The 18,344-nt window shown below is 46.9% G+C and carries 17 protein-coding genes and 1 riboswitch; of the genes, 11 read left to right on the top strand and 6 right to left on the bottom strand.

What is annotated here, in order from left to right; all coding sequences use genetic code 11:
- Window positions 1-7: 7 nt before the first annotated feature.
- The 3 genes from ACM6JA_RS05485 to ACM6JA_RS05475 form a co-directional block, all read right to left on the bottom strand.
- Entirely contained in the window at window positions 8-1,234 is a 1,227-nt protein-coding gene (locus ACM6JA_RS05485; RefSeq protein ID WP_414851498.1) for an MFS transporter, read from the bottom strand.
- Entirely contained in the window at window positions 1,231-2,280 is a 1,050-nt protein-coding gene (locus ACM6JA_RS05480) for an ArsR/SmtB family transcription factor (protein ID WP_414851497.1), read from the bottom strand. Before ACM6JA_RS05480 ends, ACM6JA_RS05485 begins: the two co-directional genes overlap by 4 nt.
- Window positions 2,281-2,438: 158 nt before the next feature.
- Window positions 2,439-3,743 (bottom strand): homocysteine synthase, encoded by a 1,305-nt coding sequence (locus tag ACM6JA_RS05475; RefSeq protein WP_414851496.1) that lies wholly within the window; start codon window positions 3,741-3,743, stop codon window positions 2,439-2,441.
- Between the two features lie 90 nt (window positions 3,744-3,833).
- Window positions 3,834-3,940, bottom strand: a riboswitch (SAM riboswitch).
- Window positions 3,941-4,251: 311 nt separating this feature from the next.
- On the opposite strand from ACM6JA_RS05475, the gene ACM6JA_RS05470 reads away from it, so the two are divergent.
- Both ACM6JA_RS05470 and ACM6JA_RS05465 read left to right on the top strand, forming a co-directional pair.
- Window positions 4,252-4,563 (top strand): rhodanese-like domain-containing protein, encoded by a 312-nt coding sequence (locus tag ACM6JA_RS05470; protein WP_007721173.1) that lies wholly within the window; start codon window positions 4,252-4,254, stop codon window positions 4,561-4,563.
- Between the two features lie 81 nt (window positions 4,564-4,644).
- Window positions 4,645-5,271, top strand: a complete 627-nt coding sequence (locus ACM6JA_RS05465; protein WP_414851495.1) for an SCO family protein — start codon at window positions 4,645-4,647, stop codon at window positions 5,269-5,271.
- Here ACM6JA_RS05465 and ACM6JA_RS05460 read toward each other — a convergent pair.
- Window positions 5,268-5,642: a YqzG/YhdC family protein gene (locus ACM6JA_RS05460; protein ID WP_414851494.1), complete on the bottom strand. Its 375-nt coding sequence runs from the start codon at window positions 5,640-5,642 to the stop codon at window positions 5,268-5,270. The genes ACM6JA_RS05465 and ACM6JA_RS05460 overlap by 4 nt on opposite strands.
- A 67-nt stretch (window positions 5,643-5,709) precedes the next feature.
- Here ACM6JA_RS05460 and ACM6JA_RS05455 point away from each other — a divergent pair, with 67 nt between their 5' ends.
- From ACM6JA_RS05455 to ACM6JA_RS05440, 4 genes are all read left to right on the top strand, one after another.
- Window positions 5,710-6,480 carry a hypothetical protein gene (locus ACM6JA_RS05455; RefSeq protein WP_414851493.1) on the top strand — a complete coding sequence of 257 codons (771 nt, stop codon included), beginning with the start codon at window positions 5,710-5,712 and terminating at the stop codon, window positions 6,478-6,480.
- A gap of 98 nt (window positions 6,481-6,578) precedes the next feature.
- Complete coding sequence (gene rnjA / locus ACM6JA_RS05450; protein WP_039960600.1) at window positions 6,579-8,249, top strand: ribonuclease J1; 1,671 nt, start codon at window positions 6,579-6,581, stop codon at window positions 8,247-8,249.
- A gap of 79 nt (window positions 8,250-8,328) precedes the next feature.
- A complete protein-coding gene (locus ACM6JA_RS05445; RefSeq protein WP_007721164.1) occupies window positions 8,329-8,757 on the top strand; it encodes a BrxA/BrxB family bacilliredoxin in 429 nt (142 codons plus the stop codon).
- A gap of 510 nt (window positions 8,758-9,267) precedes the next feature.
- On the top strand, window positions 9,268-9,969 hold the full coding sequence (locus ACM6JA_RS05440; protein ID WP_414851492.1) for an SDR family oxidoreductase: 702 nt from the start codon (window positions 9,268-9,270) through the stop codon (window positions 9,967-9,969).
- Between the two features lie 89 nt (window positions 9,970-10,058).
- Here ACM6JA_RS05440 and ACM6JA_RS05435 read toward each other — a convergent pair whose 3' ends face one another.
- Complete coding sequence (locus ACM6JA_RS05435) at window positions 10,059-11,309, bottom strand: MFS transporter (RefSeq protein ID WP_414851491.1); 1,251 nt, start codon at window positions 11,307-11,309, stop codon at window positions 10,059-10,061.
- 347 nt (window positions 11,310-11,656) lie between these two features.
- On the opposite strand from ACM6JA_RS05435, the gene ACM6JA_RS05430 reads away from it, so the two are divergent.
- On the top strand, window positions 11,657-12,022 hold the full coding sequence (locus tag ACM6JA_RS05430; RefSeq protein ID WP_414851490.1) for a hypothetical protein: 366 nt from the start codon (window positions 11,657-11,659) through the stop codon (window positions 12,020-12,022).
- A 57-nt stretch (window positions 12,023-12,079) separates the two neighbouring features.
- Here the strand turns inward: ACM6JA_RS05430 and ACM6JA_RS05425 are convergent, their stop codons facing one another.
- The gene (locus ACM6JA_RS05425) at window positions 12,080-13,312 is read right to left on the bottom strand and encodes an MFS transporter (protein ID WP_414851489.1); all 1,233 of its coding nucleotides are present in this window, start codon (window positions 13,310-13,312) and stop codon (window positions 12,080-12,082) included.
- A 186-nt stretch (window positions 13,313-13,498) separates the two neighbouring features.
- On the opposite strand from ACM6JA_RS05425, the gene ACM6JA_RS05420 reads away from it, so the two are divergent.
- From ACM6JA_RS05420 to ACM6JA_RS05405, 4 genes are all read left to right on the top strand, one after another.
- Complete coding sequence (locus tag ACM6JA_RS05420; RefSeq protein WP_414851488.1) at window positions 13,499-14,485, top strand: LCP family protein; 987 nt, start codon at window positions 13,499-13,501, stop codon at window positions 14,483-14,485.
- Window positions 14,486-14,555: 70 nt separating this feature from the next.
- Complete coding sequence (locus tag ACM6JA_RS05415) at window positions 14,556-16,007, top strand: spore germination protein (protein WP_414851487.1); 1,452 nt, start codon at window positions 14,556-14,558, stop codon at window positions 16,005-16,007.
- A gap of 11 nt (window positions 16,008-16,018) precedes the next feature.
- Entirely contained in the window at window positions 16,019-17,143 is a 1,125-nt protein-coding gene (locus ACM6JA_RS05410) for a GerAB/ArcD/ProY family transporter (protein ID WP_414851486.1), read from the top strand.
- Entirely contained in the window at window positions 17,143-18,303 is a 1,161-nt protein-coding gene (locus tag ACM6JA_RS05405; RefSeq protein ID WP_414851485.1) for a Ger(x)C family spore germination protein, read from the top strand. The genes ACM6JA_RS05410 and ACM6JA_RS05405 overlap by 1 nt, the downstream gene beginning before the upstream one ends.
- Window positions 18,304-18,344 lie beyond the last annotated feature (41 nt).

Raw genomic sequence — 18,344 nt, 5'->3', positions numbered from 1 at the left:
GTTTTTATTATATATGGAATATCCTGTTAGTTACAAATTTTCGAAATAGTATTCCCGTAAGCGCTGCGAGCACGATGACGGCACCTACAGAGATGTAAAGCGGGCGAATCCCTACCTGATCGCTTAGCTGTCCGCCAAGCCAAATACCGACGGGCATCGTCGCACGCACGATGAGCAGGCGGACAGACAATACACGCCCTATTAGCTCGGAAGGAACGTGAAGCTGATATAGGCTTGTGCTATGTACTTGGAAAAAGGGAGCAAACAGACCAGCCAGTAGTTCGATAGTGATTGCGAGCCAGATGTCATGGGTAAAGCCTATCGCAACAAAGCTTAAGCCACCTAATACCAGTGATCCCAACATGATCAGGGGCTGTCCAAGGCTGCTACGGAAGCGTGGCACGAGCAAGGAGCCGAAGAAATATCCCAACGGATAACCAGCCAAAAACAAGCCTACATGAAACGAGGTGCCTTGCAGCTCGCCGGCTACAAAAGGCAGGTTTAGTACGAGTGTGACGCCGACAGCAAATTGGACGAGAGCCGAGTACAGGCCAAGCCAGAGCAGAAGGGGCTTCTCCCAAAAAATCGCAAGACCAGCCTTAAACATGACAAACCACGATTGCTTCTTGTTGGCGGTATCCGCTGGGGCGATTGGACAAAGAACCAGAAAAAATCCGCTGAGTGCATAGCTGATCGCGACTAATGCGAGTACTGACTCACCGCCGATACTCGCCACGAGAATCCCGCCCAAAGGAGGTCCTGTAATCAAGGCAATTCGTAAGACACTATCCAAATAGGCATTGGCTTGGAGGAGCTGCTCTCTTTTGACCAGAGCAGGGAGGAGCGACTGGCTGGCTGGTACATACAGTGGTTGAACGAGACCGTTGATCAAGGCAGTGAAATACAACGGCCAAAGCGATTCTGTCCCGGAAGTAATGACCGCAAAGGACAAACAAAACGCAGCAGCTCGCATCCATTGAGAAAAAATCATAACACGCTTCTTGTCGAATCGATCGATGTACGGTCCAGCTACCAATTGAATAGCGAGCGACGGCAAGAAATACAGCAGCCACATCTGTCCGACCGCAGCTTGTGAGCCTGTTGCCTGATAGATTAACCAGCTATTGGCCAGGGTACCGAGTGAGGAGCCGAGTTCTGAAATGAGCTGACCGAAAAGAATCCAACGATAAGAACGCTGCTGCCAGACAGAGGCTTGTACCGCGGTTTGGTTCATGGGTTGCTCCTGTCCAGGAATTCATCCCACATCAGCGGGAGCTTGTCCAGCGTATGACGGCGGAGTCTGTAACGGGAGCCTGCTGTTTCAACGAGATGGGCAGACCGCAGCATGGACAGGTGATGGTGCACTGTCGATTTCGCCATGGAGAGTTGATCTGTTATCTCTTGCAGGCTTAGGTCCTTTTCCGCCAGCATTTTGACCATGCGCAGCCTGTGCTCATCACCGAGTGCTTTTAAGGCTTGTACCAGTGAAGGAGGTGGCTGATTAGGATCTACAGCATCGTGCAAATTTTCGTCGGCAACAGGGTAATAAAAAATTTTCGTCCCGACAGCATCGGCCTGTACGGTCCACGGGCGATAGATCGCTTGTGGAATCAGCAGTACGCGTGTCACGGTAGGCTCTGGGAGGTAGCTCGATCCCGTTGCATACTCCACCAAGGCTTCCGGGTTGAGCTTTCCTAGCTTGCTTTGCTTTTGCGACCAATCCCGTTCTAGCATGCGAACGACTTCTTCCTCACGCGGCTTGATATGAGTGGTATACCAGCCTTCCATCAATCGGAGAATATGACTACGTAGCTCTTCTGCATCAACGGAAGTAATATGTTCGATATACGCTTCAAAAAAGAGATGCGCGCGGCACACTTCCTGCAAAGCGGCGCAATCATCCTTGTTTCCTTGTGCAGCCTTCCGCCGTGCTTCCTGCATATTTTCACCGAGATAAGGGAGGGCCTCGTATCGGAGCTGTTCTGTTGAGAGTTCTCTGACATACGAGAGAAAGGAATCCAGATCAGCGAAAGGGCAAAGATCGAGCAGTTGCAAAAGCGTCTTCCACGTGTTGTGCTCCTTCGCATAGTTGACCTCTTGCTGTACAGAGGGTGACAGCTCGTCCAATAGTTGACGCCAGTAGGCAGGAGGGTGTTCCATCGTGTGATGCAATTGATCGTAGGTAGCGGCAGCGATTCCCAAGGCAGCTTCGAATAAAGGAGAATACGAGATCTCCACGCGATACGTTGTCCGTTCACTTCCGATGTTCAAAACTTTCACGTATATCCACTCTCCCAAAATTTTCTTGAATGATAGTATTATAAAAATATCGAACGAAAAATTCAATTATTTTCGAATTAAAATAAAAAAGTAAAAGAAGAATCACAAATCTCTATCCAAAGAGATCACGTGATTCTTCTTTCCTTGTAAAGGTATGGTTAACCTACCGTGGATAATTGCAACGCACGCTGCAGGGCTTGCTCCAGATCAGAGATGATATCGTCGATCGATTCTGTGCCGACGGAGAGGCGAATAAGTCCCGGAGTCACTCCGGCTGCTGCCTGCTCTTCTTCTGTCATCTGCTGATGTGTTGTGCTAGCTGGATGAATGATGAGTGACTTGGAGTCCCCGACATTTGCGAGATGGGAGAACAGCTTCACTGATTCGATCAATGTTTTTCCTGCCTCAACGCCACCGCGAATTCCAAAGGTCAGGATCGCGCCAGCACCTTTTGGCAAATATTTTTGTGCCAATTCATGCTGGGAGTCTGACTCCAGCCCCGGATAACTCACCCACTCTACGGCAGAGTGATTGGTGAGGAATTGGGCTACTGCCAAGGCGTTCTGGCTATGCCGCTCGATGCGCAGATGCAGTGTTTCTAATCCTTGTAGGAACAAGAAGGAGTTGATTGGGGCAACAGCCGCTCCGATATCGCGCTGGAGCTGGACACGCGCCTTGATAATATAGGCGAGTGGACCGACTGCCTCTGTATAGACGACGCCATGGTAGCTTGGATCTGGTGTAGTCAGACCTGGGAATTTTCCGTTGCTCCAGTCGAATTTTCCAGAGTCTACGATGATACCGCCAATTGCTGTTCCGTGGCCGCCGATGAATTTGGTGGTGGAGTGAACGACAATATCGGCCCCGTGCTCAAAAGGACGGCACAAAATCGGAGTCGCGAAGGTGTTGTCCACGATCAAAGGCACGCCATTTTCGTGGGCAATATTGGCGATCGCCTCAATATCAGCGACATCAATGCGCGGATTGCCGATCGTCTCGCAGAACACGGCTTTTGTCTTTTCATTGATATAGGTACGGAAATTTTCCGGATTGGATTGATCAGCAAAATGAACCTTGATACCGAGGCGGGGAAGAGTGTGGGCGAACAGGTTGTAGGTACCGCCGTAGAGGCTGCTGGAAGCGACGATCTCGTCTCCTGCATGCGCAATATTTAAGATGGCGAATGTAATGGCAGCTTGCCCGGATGCGGTCGCGAGTGCGCCAACACCACCTTCGAGCAGGGCAACACGCTTCTCAAACACATCCTGTGTCGGATTCATGATGCGTGTATAGATGTTCCCAAACTCTTTTAAGCCAAACAGGTTGGCAGCATGCTCCGTATCACGGAAAACGTAGGAGGTCGTCTGATAGATCGGAACAGCACGTGAGCCTGTTACAGGGTCAACCTCCTGTCCACCGTGTACCGCAAGTGTTTCTGGCTTCCATTGTTGTTGATCGGACATGTCCATCTCTCCTTTTACTATGGGAAATCGGCTAATAAAAAACGGAGCATTCTCCTGAGAAGAAGAAGGCTCCGATCATGCACGGGCTTGTGTTCATCTCTCAGAATCACTGGATTCTGCAGGAATTGGCACCATGCAGCTAGTCTGCTGGTTGCCGGGTTTCGTAGGGCCTGTCCCTCCACCGCTCTTGATGAGAAAAGTTGTTGTCGTAATTGTATGAAAATATCCCCTCGCTGTCAACGCATAATAGTAAGTTATCAGGGAGGTTTTTATGTATATATAGATGAAAGGTGTTCACTCATGCCATTAATTTGTAACGCTTTTGCCTCAAGCTGTTCACATCCCGTGTGGCTACTGCCGCAGCGAAATAGGAGATAATGGTAGAAAAAAGGGAGCATGGATGTATGGTGAAGCCAAGTGCTCTTCGCGTTAGAAAAGTAAAAAAGCGTGTGATATCATGGAGGTGGTTACAACTGATCTGATCGTACATATAGGAGGATAAATAGCGATGAGCCATGGAGTAAAGGAAATGACACCACAAGAGCTGTTGGAAAAGCTGGAAGCCAAAGAGGAGCTGCAAGTCATTGATGTACGTGAAGTCGATGAGTGGAATGCAGGTCATATCAAAGAGGCAAAGTTGATCCCACTCGGCTTTTTGCCGCACCGTATCGATGAGCTGGATAAGAACATTCCGATTGTGATGGTTTGCCGTAGTGGTGCCAGAAGCAATACAGCTACAGAGTATTTGAGTGCACAAGGGTATGACGTGGCGAATATGGTTGGCGGCATGCTCGCATGGCCGGGTGAAGTGGAACAGTAAGAAGTGATAGAAACAGTGTGAATGCCTCCCGTGTGTAATCAGGAGGCATCTCGCATGGGACAAGCAGGGAGGAAGCAACCCGTGAGTGAAGGAACACAATTGCAGCAGGAATCTGCGATGAAAAAACATTGGTTTCCTGTGTTAGCTGGCATTATCCTTTTGGCTATCGTCGGAGTATTTGGTTATAAGTATATGACAGAAGAGAAGATCGAAGTGTTGAAGCCTATCGCGGACTTCACCTTGGACAACAGTGCCGGAGCAACCTATACATTTAATGAAAGTGCTGGCAAAGTACGACTGGTGGAGTTTATGTTTACCAAGTGTCCGGATATTTGTCCAGCGACTACGTACAACATGGCCAAGCTGCAAGATCAGTTGAAGGAAAAGGGACTGTTCGGAGACAAAGTAGAGTTTATCTCCATTTCCTTTGACCCTGATAACGATACGCCGGAAGTCTTGCAGGAGTACGCAGCCAAGTTCAAGGCAGATCAGAGCGGCTGGAAGTTCCTGCGCGGGGACGCTCAGGCTGTAGAGAAAGTGACGAAGGATTTTGGTCTGATGGTCATGAAGCAGCCAGATGGTTCTTATGCCCATACGGCTCGCATGTTCCTTGTGGATGGAGATGGAAACATGCGCCGCGCGTACGGGATGGCAGCTGACATGGACATGGAAGTCATGATGAAAGAGATGGAACAGCTCGCTGACTAGTGAGTCTCCTCATAGGAGATGGTTACGACTTCTTCTGTCTGATTCACGAATTCAATATGAACGAGTAACGCCCACCTGCGATTGCCTTCTTGAAGCAAGAGCTTAAACGTCTCTTCCGACGTGGTGGGCGTTTTTTGTTTTCGTCCGACATGTAGGTAGTCCACAATTTGAGCGTTTGGATATCGCTTCATCGTTTCCTGCATCGCGAGCCTGCCCCATTTTGCATAAGGAGGCTGGGCATAGCTAGGGAACGGCTGAAAGAGGAACAGGAAAAGTACAGTGGAGAGAAGGGGCATCATGTTCCGATAACGAAATAGGCGACGAGCGGCTTGCACTTGCTTATCCCTCTCCTTTTCGAAATGGTTTGCCATGTATTTTGAAGACTTTTCGGCATATCATTCGTAGAAAATAATGACAATGAAGTGCGGGAGGTTTCCAATGCATTACTTGCTCATTCCCTTATTTGGCCTTCCTATTTTGGTGGGGGTTCTTGCAGCAATTTTTCAAAAACCTCCTTTCTGGAAAAAATGGGGGCTCACGATTGCTTCTGCCGTATTGATTTACGGAGGCTGTTTCGCTGCGAATGTACATTGGCAAATGAATTATGGCATTCCGGTGTTACCCACGGAGTCCGACTTGGAGGTATTTTTATACTTTTGTATCCTGTTGGTGTTTGTTTGTATCCTCATGTATATTGTCTTTTTGATCATGATGAGAAAACAGTTTTGGAAAATGAACCTCGTTTTTCTATGCACAGCCTTTGGTTTGTTTAGCTTTTTTGCTGCTGCCTTTTTAGGCATGGGGCCCTTTTTGAAAAAAGCGGAGTACGTCACCGTCGTACAAAAAGCAAAAGACCAGTGGAAAGCGGCGAAGATGGACAATGAGAAGCCTATTGATCTCGCCATCGTATACAGCAAACAAGACTGTACCAAAAATTGTGCCGGGTATCCGTATTCAAGTCTGATCCTGGTACGGAATCAATCGGATCAGCCGTTGGAGATTGATTTGAAACTGCGATTGCAAAACAAAAGTGGCGCCGTATTAAAAGAAGTCGAAGCCGTACCACTAAAGCTCTCTTCAGGAGCAATTACGGAGGTATGGACGGGCGATTCCTATGCAAAGCACGACTTCTGGGCGAGAGCCAGTGTCGTTACCGATGAAAGAGTTACTGATTTGGAGTATCAGTATTCGATTATTGACCAAAGATGAATGTGTGGAATAGACAAGACTGTGTGAAACGAACGTCTTACGTTGTGATATAATAAGAATGGCATGCTTGGTTCGGGTTCCCATAATCATGCACGACGATGTTAGGAGGAAAGAGATTGAGCGACGTTAAGATTTTCGCGATGGGCGGCCTCGGCGAGATCGGAAAAAATATGTACTGCGTCGAGTATGAGGACGAAATCATCATTATTGACTGCGGGGTAAAGTTCCCCGAGAATGAAATGTTTGGTATTGATCTGGTTATCCCGGATATTTCTTATCTGAAGGACAACCAGCATAAGATAAAAGCACTTTTGTTGACGCACGGACATGAGGATCACATCGGAGCGATTCCTTATATTTTACGGCAAATCAAGGTGCCGATTTACGGTGGTCGTCTGACCCTGGGCTTGGTCAAGGCGAAGCTGGAAGAGCACCGTTTGCAAAATGAAGTGAAGCTGATTCCAATTTCGGAAGATACGGAAATTCCTTTTGCCAAGCTGAAGGCGACATTCTTCCGTACGAACCACAGTATTCCGGATTCCCTGGGAGTTGTGCTCTATACACCAGAGGGAATGGTCATTCACACGGGTGACTTCAAGTTTGACATGACACCAGTCGGACAAACAACGGAGTACGGAAAAATTGCACGCATTGGTGCGAGCGGAGACGTCTTGGCGCTTTTGTCCGACAGTACGAACAGTGAGCGTCCTGGATTTACGATGTCGGAGAGAACGGTAGGGGAAGGGATTCTCGATGTGGTACGCAAAGCGCGTGGACGCATCATCCTGGCTACTTTTGCTTCCAACGTGCATCGCCTGCAACAGGTGGTAGACGCTGCCGAGCAATGCAATCGCAAAGTGGCGGTTATTGGTCGCAGTATGGAAAAGGTTTTCTTGATTGGACAAGAGCTGGGTTACATCCAAATGCCAGAGGGCATGTTGATTGATATTAAGCACATCGACAACTACGCGGACAACCAAGTGCTGATTATTTGCACGGGTAGTCAAGGTGAGCCGATGGCAGCGTTGACCCGGATTGCTTCCGGATCGCACCGTACTGTTTCCATTTATCCAGAAGATACGGTTATCATTTCCGCATCCCCGATTCCTGGGAACACAATCAACGTCAGTCGCACGATAGACAAGCTGTACCGTGCAGGTGCCAACGTGGTATTGAGTCATGCATTTGACATCCACGCATCTGGACATGGCAGCAGTGAAGAATTGAAGCTCATGCTCAACTTCATTCGTCCGAAATATTTCATCCCGATTCATGGGGAATACCGGATGCTCAAGACTCACTCCAAGCTGGCCCAACAGGTTGGGATCGAGGAGAGCAACATCTTTATTATGGACAACGGCGAAGTGCTGAATTGCAACCGCGAAAAAGCGTGGCTCAGCAAAGTACAAGCAGGGATTGTCCTCATTGATGGCAGTGGTATTGGCGACGTCGGCAATATCGTTCTGCGCGATCGCAAGCATTTGGCAGAGGATGGCTTGATGGTTGTAGTTGTCAGCCTGGATATGAAGAACTTCAAAATTTTGACGGGCCCAGATATCGTGAGCCGCGGGTTCGTATACGTACGCGGTTCGGAATCCTTGATTCAGGAAGCGACACAGCTCGTTCGTGGGCGTCTGCAAGAAGCATTGGATAAGAAAATAAAGGAATGGTCTGAGCTGAAGTCACAGATTAATGAAGTGATCAAGCCGTTCATTTACGAAAAGACAGGCCGTAATCCAATGATTCTTACCATTTTGATGGAAGTGTAGCTCCTGCTTTCTCGGGTAGGCGTAGTCGGGGTATAATAATAAGTAAGTTGAACACGTGATATAAAGGAGAGGTTGCCCAATGATGTCTTATGAAGCATATATGAGCCAAGTAATTCAACCGATGCGCGATGAGTTGACTCGCAACGGTTTTCAAGAGCTTCGCACTGCTGAAGAAGTAGAGCAAGCACTGCCAAATGCAAAAGGCCTGACACTTGTTGTCGTGAACTCGGTTTGTGGCTGCGCAGCAGGACTCGCTCGTCCAGCAGTTGTACATTCCTTGAATCACGCTACAAAGCCGGATAACATCTTCACTGTATTCGCAGGTCAAGACAAGGAAGCGACTGCAAAAGCACGTGAGTATTTCGAAGGCTATGCACCGTCTTCCCCATCCTTCGCGATCATGAAAGATGGCAAAATCATGACTATGGTCGAGCGTCATCAGATCGAGAACAACGAACTGGCGACAATCGCTGGCCTGTTGACCAACGCTTACGACACTTACAAATAAGAAGTATGAAACATCACGAGGCGCTCGGCAACGGGCGTCTTTTTTTACAGACTTGGTGTTAGTAATCGTTTGAAATGGGGCTGTAGTGAAGAGAAGAATATTTCCAGTCTAGGCTCCAGGCTCCGTCCATCTGAGGGTTAAGACTGTCCGCTCCGAAGGGATTCGCGGGGAAACGCAAAAGTGGTAGCCGCTACGCCGTATGGGCACGGTTGCGTTTCTGTTGCCCGCGAATCCCTTCTCCGCTCGGTAGGACTCCACAAGTCGCTACGTCTGGAAATATTCTGAAACAGTCCACCTCTGAAACACATCCTGAAAGGACCACTTTGGACGCGGTTTCGCTTTTTGCATGGAGTCGTGCAGTCAATCCCCCAGGGGGTGGCCCTAGAAGCTGAGCGTTTTCTCCTGTTTCCTCCCCAACACTACAGCCCAAACTCAAATTTATTGGGATTGATTCCTTTTTATTATTATACTAAAATGTTTAATAAGTGTAATAATAGGGGAGGAGAGAAAATGAACAAGCTGGTAGTGATTACAGGTGTGACACGTGGTTTGGGTAGGGCGATGGTCGAGCGTTTTCACGAAGCAGGCTGGACGGTTGCAGGCTGCGGTCGTTCGGAAAAAGAGGTGCAAGGACTGTGTCAGCAATTCGGAGATCAGCATCATTTTTCTGTCGTCGACGTTTCTGTAATGGAGCAGGTGGAAAAGTGGGCAGAGGAAATCAAAGCCGAGGTGGGCGTTCCCAATTTGTTGATTAACAATGCCTCCATTATAAACCGGAACAGTCCAGTCATTGGACTTGCGGCAAGCGAGTTTTCGAGAGTGATGGACATCAATGTGAATGGTGTTTTCTATGTAATTCGCGCCTTTTTACCGTTTATGGTTCAGCACGCAAATGGCGGAGTCGTCGTAAATATCAGCTCATACTGGGGAAGATACGGGGAAGCATTTTTATCGCCGTACTGCGCATCGAAGTTCGCCATCGAAGGATTGACGCAATCATTGGCAGCCGAATTACCTGAGGGAATGGCAGCAGTGGCGCTTGATCCAGGAGGAAGTATCGATACTTCCATGCTCCAATCATGCTCACCAGAAGATGTGGACACGGCACCGAATCCGGTAGAGTGGAGCCGTGTGGCGGTACCGTACATCATGGGACTTGGTCCGCATGACAACGGGAAGTCGCTTACCTGCCCACCAGTGAGAAATAACTGAATATCGTTGCCATTGTTTTACCAAGCTGCCGAGAATCCCTCGGCAGCTTTTTTGGTATGAAAAAATCTCCCGTCGATGGGAGACTTTATTCATGGAGACTCATTCAATGTAGGCTTTCCAGCTTGTATTAATACCTTATTTTTCCCTAACAACATAGCCAGTATTAAAATGAATAGCCCCGTTGCAACCAGAAGCCACTCAATTTTAACAACGTCTGCAATCGGTCCAAAAATAAGCATACCCATTGGCATCATCGAAGTGGAAATCATACCGAACACACCAAATATTCTTCCCAAATAGTTTTCATCCACTTTCTCTTGAACCAAGACCATTGTCGGGGTATTGAAAATGGGCATAGCTACGCCAAATAGCGCCATGAAGACTAGATAAATCCAAAAGTTCGGAATGATACCGAGGGCTAATGTGCAGGCGCCCATGATAAAGCTCGCGAATGTCATGGTGTGCACTCTGTTTGTAAAGCCTCCCCAAGAGGCAATAATTCCTCCGCCAGCCATCATCCCGACTGAAAAAGCAATTTCGATTGCCGTTAACCGCCAAACCTCGTCGCCGAAGCTACGAGTTACCTGCAGTGGGGTCAAAAATGCAGCGGGCGCCATCAAGATAAAGAAGAAGGCGAAGAATAAAAAGAATTTCTTCAGAAAATCATTATTTTTAATGTAAACTAATCCTTCTTTAAAATCACTGAAGTAGCTCGTTTTTTGTATTTCCGATGCCTTCTCGTGTAAAGGAATCTTTAGGAAAATGAGCAACGTACCAATGGCAAGCATTGCGGTAATGACATCGATAAAGAAAATCATTTCAATGGTAGACATGGTAAGTAATGCAGCGCTCACCATAGGGGATACAAACATAATAACAGCCTGCAAGCTTCCGTTTATGCCATTAATTCTCGTCAGTTGGTCGCTTGGTACGATTTGCGGCAAAATAGCTCCGACAGCCGGGGTTTGAATACCGGCTCCGACTGCACGGATAGCAGCCATGAGAAAGAGAAGCCAGGTCGCATTGTATCCCATTAAAAAGACGACTGCGAGTATAAGCGTTGCAAAGGCAATCATAGCATCCGCATAAATGATCAACAGTTTGCGATTGTAGCGGTCTGCCCAAACTCCGGCAATGGGGGATAAAAGAAAAGTAGGGATGAAGCCGCAAATGATATATAACGTCATCATGATACCGGATTGCGTATTCAGCGTGATATACCACATCATCGCATATTGAACTAAAGATGATCCAAAAAGCGAAATCGCCTGACTGCTTAGAAAGAGAATAATGTTCTTTTTCCAATGTGGATTTGGCGCTACATGATCATTTGCTTCCATCAATTATGTTTACCCTCTCTTTCTCTCATTCTCTCCTTCATTTCCCAGTTGTGATATTTACGAAAGACATACCTATGATAGCATATGACCGTCTACAGTGATTTCTTCTGGATTGCTATTTAGGCTACCCGACTGCCGCAAATAACTCTCAGGTAATACAAACCTTCACTGTCTGGTTCGACTTTTAAACTTACATAAAATTTTTCAAAAAAGTTGCGATCTTTTTCCACTATTTTCCGTCGTATTAAGGTGTACAAGCAAAAAGGTATAGCTGCGCAGCGTACCTTTTTGAACCTGTAGCCCTCGATACAGGTTTTGAAAAGTCAACGCTCCAGACAAAGCTGCCATTGGCTGAACTGAAAAAGAAACCGATCACTGTAAAAAGTGACGGAAATGAGTTTACTTTTAAATCCGTGAAGAAGGAAATGGAAGATGATATAGCGGTTTACACAATAGAGGTAGAAGGCAAGTTTGCCAAAGGTATTGTCGGAGTTCCATATGATTGGGAGGTGTCCGATGATAAGAGGAATAATGAAAGCGGCAGTTTCTCATTCGATCAGACAGTCAATGAGGACGGTACATTCAACATCACAGGCCGATTGAAGGTTTGGAGTGAAAATGCAGATGTGAAGGAACTGTCGGTTGGTTTCGACGCGATGTACAAAGAGCATAAGGCAGATTGGGAAGTATCAATTAAGGAAGAAAAGAAGTAGTTTAACCAAAAAGCCGCTCGTCCTGTAAAAGGGCGGGCGGCTTCTTTGCAGTTGATATCAGTATTTAGCTTCAACCCCAGTTCGTTTTTCCCGATGAAAATAAGCGTGTAACAGACAGAGCAGAACCGAACCCGCAGAGACAAGGGTTGCCAAGAACAGGGTTGGATGAATGCCACCGTTGTCGTATATGAACCCCATAGCCAAAGGCCCCAGCAGTCTCCCACCAGTTGTAATCGCCCCTACGACCCCCAAATAAAACGGTGCATTCTCTCCGGTTTTTTCCGATATAAAAGTAGGAATAGTGGGCGAGATTAGCATTTCTCCAAATGTAGTGATAACCATTCCGACAACAAATGCGTAATAACTACCGTGGTAGGCCAGCATACACCCAAAACCGACAGCATACGCGATGGCACTGACGACGAGTTGAGCAGACAAGCTCTGATTCAACAGCCGCTTGATCCAGGATGTGATGGGTTGGCCGGCAAAAATGATAATCCCGTTGATCGTCCACAGCCAGCTATACGAAGACAGAGGCATACCTTGTTCGGTAATGTAAGGTGCAACGCCTGTGTTCCACACCGTATTGGAAAAGAAAATAAGTGCTGCGCCTAATGCCATAAACAAGTACAATTGGTAGCGCAATAGCAGGGTAAAGTTGTTTTTCTCGCGGTCTTTTTGCTGTTCCTCCTGTTGCTCTCCGACCAGCTCCTGATGAGATATGTTCTTCATAAAAAGGAAGAAGAACAAGGCAAACAATAAGGTGCTCGTGCTGTTGAACCAAAAAGTAAGCTGGAAGGATAAAGTGGCAATGACGCCTGCCAATGCAGTTCCGATTGCCATCCCCAAATTATTACCGACGTAGACGATGTTAAATAATTCGCGACGCTGTTCCTTCCAGCGAAAACCAATAAATGCTTGAATAGCTGGGAACGACAGGTTGAACGTAAAACCAAGTCCCATCATGAGAATCAGGTAGACAGGCCAGCTCTGAACGAAAGGAATGGAGAATTGAATAAGTCCTTGAAAAATCAATGCACCGACAATGAGACGCTTGGCACCTAGTCGATGAAACAACGATCCGCCGATGAATTGGCCGAAGATTCCAGCCAGAGATTGGATCATCAGGACGAATCCAGCTTCTGTCATCGAGCGTTGCAAAATGGTATGTACGTATAAGGTAGTAAGTGGCCACATAAAAGCGCTCCCGGAGGAGTTAATAAAGCTGGCGATGAGGAAGAAAATGGCCTCACGTGGATAGCGATTGAGGAAAGCTGACGGTGAAATCACGCGAATGCACCCCTTATCATTAAGGATAAGAATAGTATAACGAATATTCTAAACTTTGTAAATTAAAATGTTTACAATGTCACAGGTACCCAAATAAAGGCTGCTCCACTTTCCGCAAATTCGAGTATACTAATCAAAGTGGAGAGATGACATCAACTGAGGATAGAGAGAATAAAGGTGGACTTTATGAAAATATGGAAACGAGTGTTGCTTCTTTTGCTTGTCGTGATGGCTACGACAGCTGGATATTACGGATACTCTTTTTATCAATTTGCTCAAAATATTCAAGAGCCCAACATCGCACCGCCTAGTGGTGGGAATTCCACCAAAGCAGCAGAAATACCAGAGTGGGATGGCAAGGAACGTGTCAACATCCTGCTGATGGGAGTAGACCGCAGAGGAATGAAAAATAACGGGCTTCCTCGTTCTGACTCCATGATGCTGGTCAGCATCGACCCTGCGGGGAAACGTTATGATATGTTCTCAATCCTGCGTGATACGTATGTAGATATTCCCGGTAAAGGCAGCTCGCGAATCAACTCTGCGATTGTAGAAGGTGGGCCTGAGTTGGCAATGGAAACCGTTAGTCAGTTCACGGGACTTCCCGTAGATCGTTACGTCATTACTGATTTTGAAGGCTTCAAGGCTCTGATTGATGCAGTGGGTGGAGTCGAGATCGATGTAGAAAAAAACATGTACTATCATGACCCGACAGACAAAGGTGTCTACGATATTAATTTGAAAAAGGGTCTGCAAAAGCTCGATGGAGACAAGGCCTTGCAATATGTCCGTTTCCGCCATGATGCGACCTCCGATTATACACGGACGGAGCGACAACGCAAATTGATGTCGGCTGTCGTGAATCAGATGAAGAATGGCACGACGTTGATTCAGCTTCCTACGATTTTGAAGGAAGTAACCCCGTATATTCAAACCAATATTAGTTCGGTGGACATGCTGAAGCTTTCTGCACTCGGATTAAAATTGGACACGCTACAGCCGGGCAATTATCAATTGCCGCCAATGGGGATGTTCCGTGAATCGAACCGCGCAGGCTCCGTTCTGGTTCCAGATGTCGATCAGGTTCAGTCTTTTATGCAAGAAAAAATAGCCCCTCCTACAGAAACGTCAGATCAACCCGTAGGAGAAAAGAAAAGCAGCACGCAAAACTAAGCGTGCTGTTTTTTTGTGTTTTTTAGGAAAGACTAACCATGATTTTCTAAGTGCTGAGGTGACAGTGTCGATGGATCGGGAGAGTGCACAGAATTGGTTTACACATACAAGCGACTTGGTCACTGAACATATCGATGAGCCAGAAGGCCGCGTGCGACTTTTCTATTTATCGACCATGGCGGATGCCAAGGTTGTTTACAGTGAGCTCATCCCGAAGCTACGTGAGATTTGTTTGGAAGAAAGCGGAGTGGAGGAAATTGCTCGGCACCTAGGAGCGTCTAGCAGTAACCGGGTTTTTGATGAAGGGGAAGCCATTGAACGTTTACTAAGCGGTCATATTGTCATTCAAGTGGAGGACTCGTCCTACGGCTTGGCGTTCCCTAGTGATGGCACAGTTGGCAGAAGCATTCAAGCGCCCGAAATCGAAACCGTTGTACTAGGCCCACAGATCGCCTTTGTAGAAGAACTGAACGTGAACATCTGCATCATTCGCAAATATATGTCTACCCCAAGGTTGTTCCATGAACGATTGAGCGTGGGAAAAAGCATACCGATGAATGTATCGATACTGTATTTGAGCGGGACGGCCGATGAGGAAAATGTGAATACGGTGCGTCAACGGATTGATGATCTGGAATTAGACACCAGTCTGGATTCCACTATACTAGCTCAGCATATCGCGGACAATGAGAAGTCATTATTTCCTACTCTTCAGCAAACAGAGCGTCCAGACCGTGCTATACAAGGGTTGCGCCAAGGACAGATTGCCATACTCGTGGAGGGGAGCCCGTTTGCTTTACTTGGTCCCACCACCCTGTTGCAATTTTTTCAGTCGCCAGATGACTATTACTTGCGTTGGAGTCTTGCTACCTTCAACAGGCTCATGCGCATCTTTGCCATGATTTTGTCCCTGATCCTCACGCCGATCTATGTGGCAGCCCTGACCTATCATTACGAGATGGTTCCAGCTGACCTCTTGCTTTCGCTCGCGCAATCACGCTCTCGGGTACCGTTCCCGCCGTTGTGGGAGGCCCTCTTGATGGAGCTGATCATTGAGCTTTTGCGGGAAGCGGGAGCGAGACTGCCGACCAAGGTCGGTCAGACGATTGGTATCGTAGGCGGTATTGTTATCGGACAAGCTATCGTTCAGGCCGGATTCACGAGCAATATCTTGATTATTATCGTTGCCCTCGGGGCTTTGTCATCTTTTATCGCGCCTAGCTATATGATCGGTTCTACAATCCGGGTGGTTCGTTTTCCGATGATTTTACTGGCGGGGGTGCTAGGTTCATTAGGGATTGTGGTTGGATTTAGCTTTCTAGCTAGCCATTTGCTACGTCAGACTAGCTTGGGGCGTCCGTATATGTACCCCATTTACCCCGTGCGATTTACTGATTGGAAGGATGGCTTTATTCGTGCTCCCTTATCCTCCCTTTCGGAACGCCTCAAGTTTTTTAATCCAAAACGAATATTGCGTTTTGACAGAGACAAAGCCAAAGAGAAGAAAGACATTGACGAGTAAGTGAGGCGGCTATGAAGATCAATTTGAATGTAACGAAGAGCAATACGATATCAGCATTTCTTGCCGGGCTTCTGGTGCATGGCACTCAAGTTGGGATGGGTGTCCTGGGCTTTCAACGAATCATTGCCAAGGAAGCAGGGCATGATGCCTGGATTTCGGTCATACTTGCTGGCTTGATTACTCATGTAACGGTCTGGATCATTATCAAGACCTTACAAAAATACCCTTCAGCCGATCTGTACGGGATTCAAGAAGATGTGTTTGGAAGGTGGCTTGGAACAGGCATTAGCCTCCTTTATTTGACTTATTTTTTTATATCGGCGGGAGTTATTCTGCGCAACTACATCGAAGTGGTCCAAACATGGGTGTTTCCGAATTTGCCTACGTGGATTTTGTCTGGAATCATCTTGTTTCTCGTGTATTACACCATTGTGGGGGGGATTAGAGTAGTAGCCGGATATACGTTTTTTTCGATTGCGGTAACGATCTGGCTTTTATGTGATCTTTATTTTCCGCTGCAATACGCGCATTGGGAGTATTTGTTTCCGATCATGGACAGCAGTTTGGAGAACCTTTTCAAAGGAATGCTGGCCATGTCTTTGACCAGTGTTGGCTTTGAGGTGATCTACGTGGTTTACCCCTTTGTAGAAAATAAAGATAGGGTCAACAAAAGTACCCAGTGGGCGGTGCTGGTGACGTATCTGGCCTATTTGCTTATCATGCTCGTGTCCCTGGTCTTCTTTAGTCAGGGTCAGCTTATGCGGACGATCTGGGCGACACTCAATCTGCACAAGATGGTGTACCTCCCCGTTCTGGAAAGGTTCGAGCTGGTTGTCATTTCTTTGTGGCTCATCGTCATCTTGCCCAATATTATGTTGTATTTGTGGTGCTCTGCACGTGGACTCAAACGCCTCTTCGGATTCAACTTGCGAACATCGTTGAATTGGATTATGCCCCTGATCTATATTACTTCATTGACGGTGTTTACAAGGCTGGAGATGAATATGATCAATGATTGGTATGGGACAACGAGTATGTATGTTGCATTCCTGTACCCCTATTTTTTGTACATCATGGTTCTACTAAAGCAGCGAACGCAACCGACGAAATCGACGAGCAAAGGGGAAAGTGCCTGATGCGACATGATCGAAAATACGCGATGCCCTTGTTGAAGCGGTTTTTGGTGCTGTGGTGTTCGGGCATCTTGATTGTAACAGGCTGCTCGGATCGGCAAATTTTCGATGAGACAGGACTTGCAACGGCTGTCGGCTATGATCTGTTGAAAGATAGCAAAATTCGTGGGACGTCTGTCATGCCTTCCATTAATCCAGAGGCAAGGCATAAGATACAGATCTTATCAGCCACAGGGGAAACCAGCAAAGGAATCCGGGATAAGATGAATTTGCAATCAGATAAAAGAGTATTGGGTGGGCAAATTCGTGTTGCCCTCTACAGTGAATACTTTGCAAAGCAGGGACTTGGCAGCATCATTGACACGTTGTATCGGGACTCGTCCCTTTCTAGCAGGATTTATCTTTGTGTGTTTGCAGGCGAAACATATGATATGCTGACGTATCCTTATTCAGAACAAGGGAATATTGGAATCTACCTGTATCGTTTGATTGAGCAAAATATCCGTGGGGAAAAAATTCCTTCTTCGACCATGCATGAGTTTTTCCGGGCTTACTATGAAAAAGGAATCGACCCGGTCATGCCGTACATAGAAAGAAAGGGAAATGAACTGAAAATCAAAGGCATCGCCTTATTCAAAGGTGATCGTTATGTGTCATGGGTTACACCCAAGGAAGCCTTTCTACTCAAACTTATCAAGGGAAAGTTCCGCATCGGCAGCTATGATACTTCTGTTCCTGCTGCTATTTTTGGGGAGTCACTAAAAAACCACAACAGCAAAAAAGACCAAGTGCAGCTCGTTTTCGATACAATTTCCAGCCATTCGAAAATCAAACTAAGCCAAGTATCCCCACCGATCTTCGATATTCATGTCAAGTTGCATGCTCGAATTTTGGAGTTAACCATCCCGCTAAAGCTAGAAAATGCCAAGTTGATGAAAATTATGGAACATGGCCTGGAGAAAGAGCTTGAAAAAGAATTGCATAAACTGATAAGCAAACTGAAGAGCCTCGATGTTGACCCAATTGGCTTCGGCTCGATCTATCGTTCAGAGAAAAGAGGAATGGCCAACATGACGCAGGCTGAATGGCGAAAGATGTTTCAGGATGCAACGTTTCGCTTCCACGTAAAGTCAAAAATCATCCGCAACGGCGTCATGGATTAAAAAACTTTTCCTTCTATTACTATTGACGTGATATTTCCGAA

It is taken from the genome of Brevibacillus sp. IT-7CA2, from assembly GCF_949767855.1.
Taxonomy (GTDB): Bacteria; Bacillota; Bacilli; order Brevibacillales; family Brevibacillaceae; genus Brevibacillus.
This window is presented reverse-complemented; position numbering and strand designations above follow the sequence as displayed.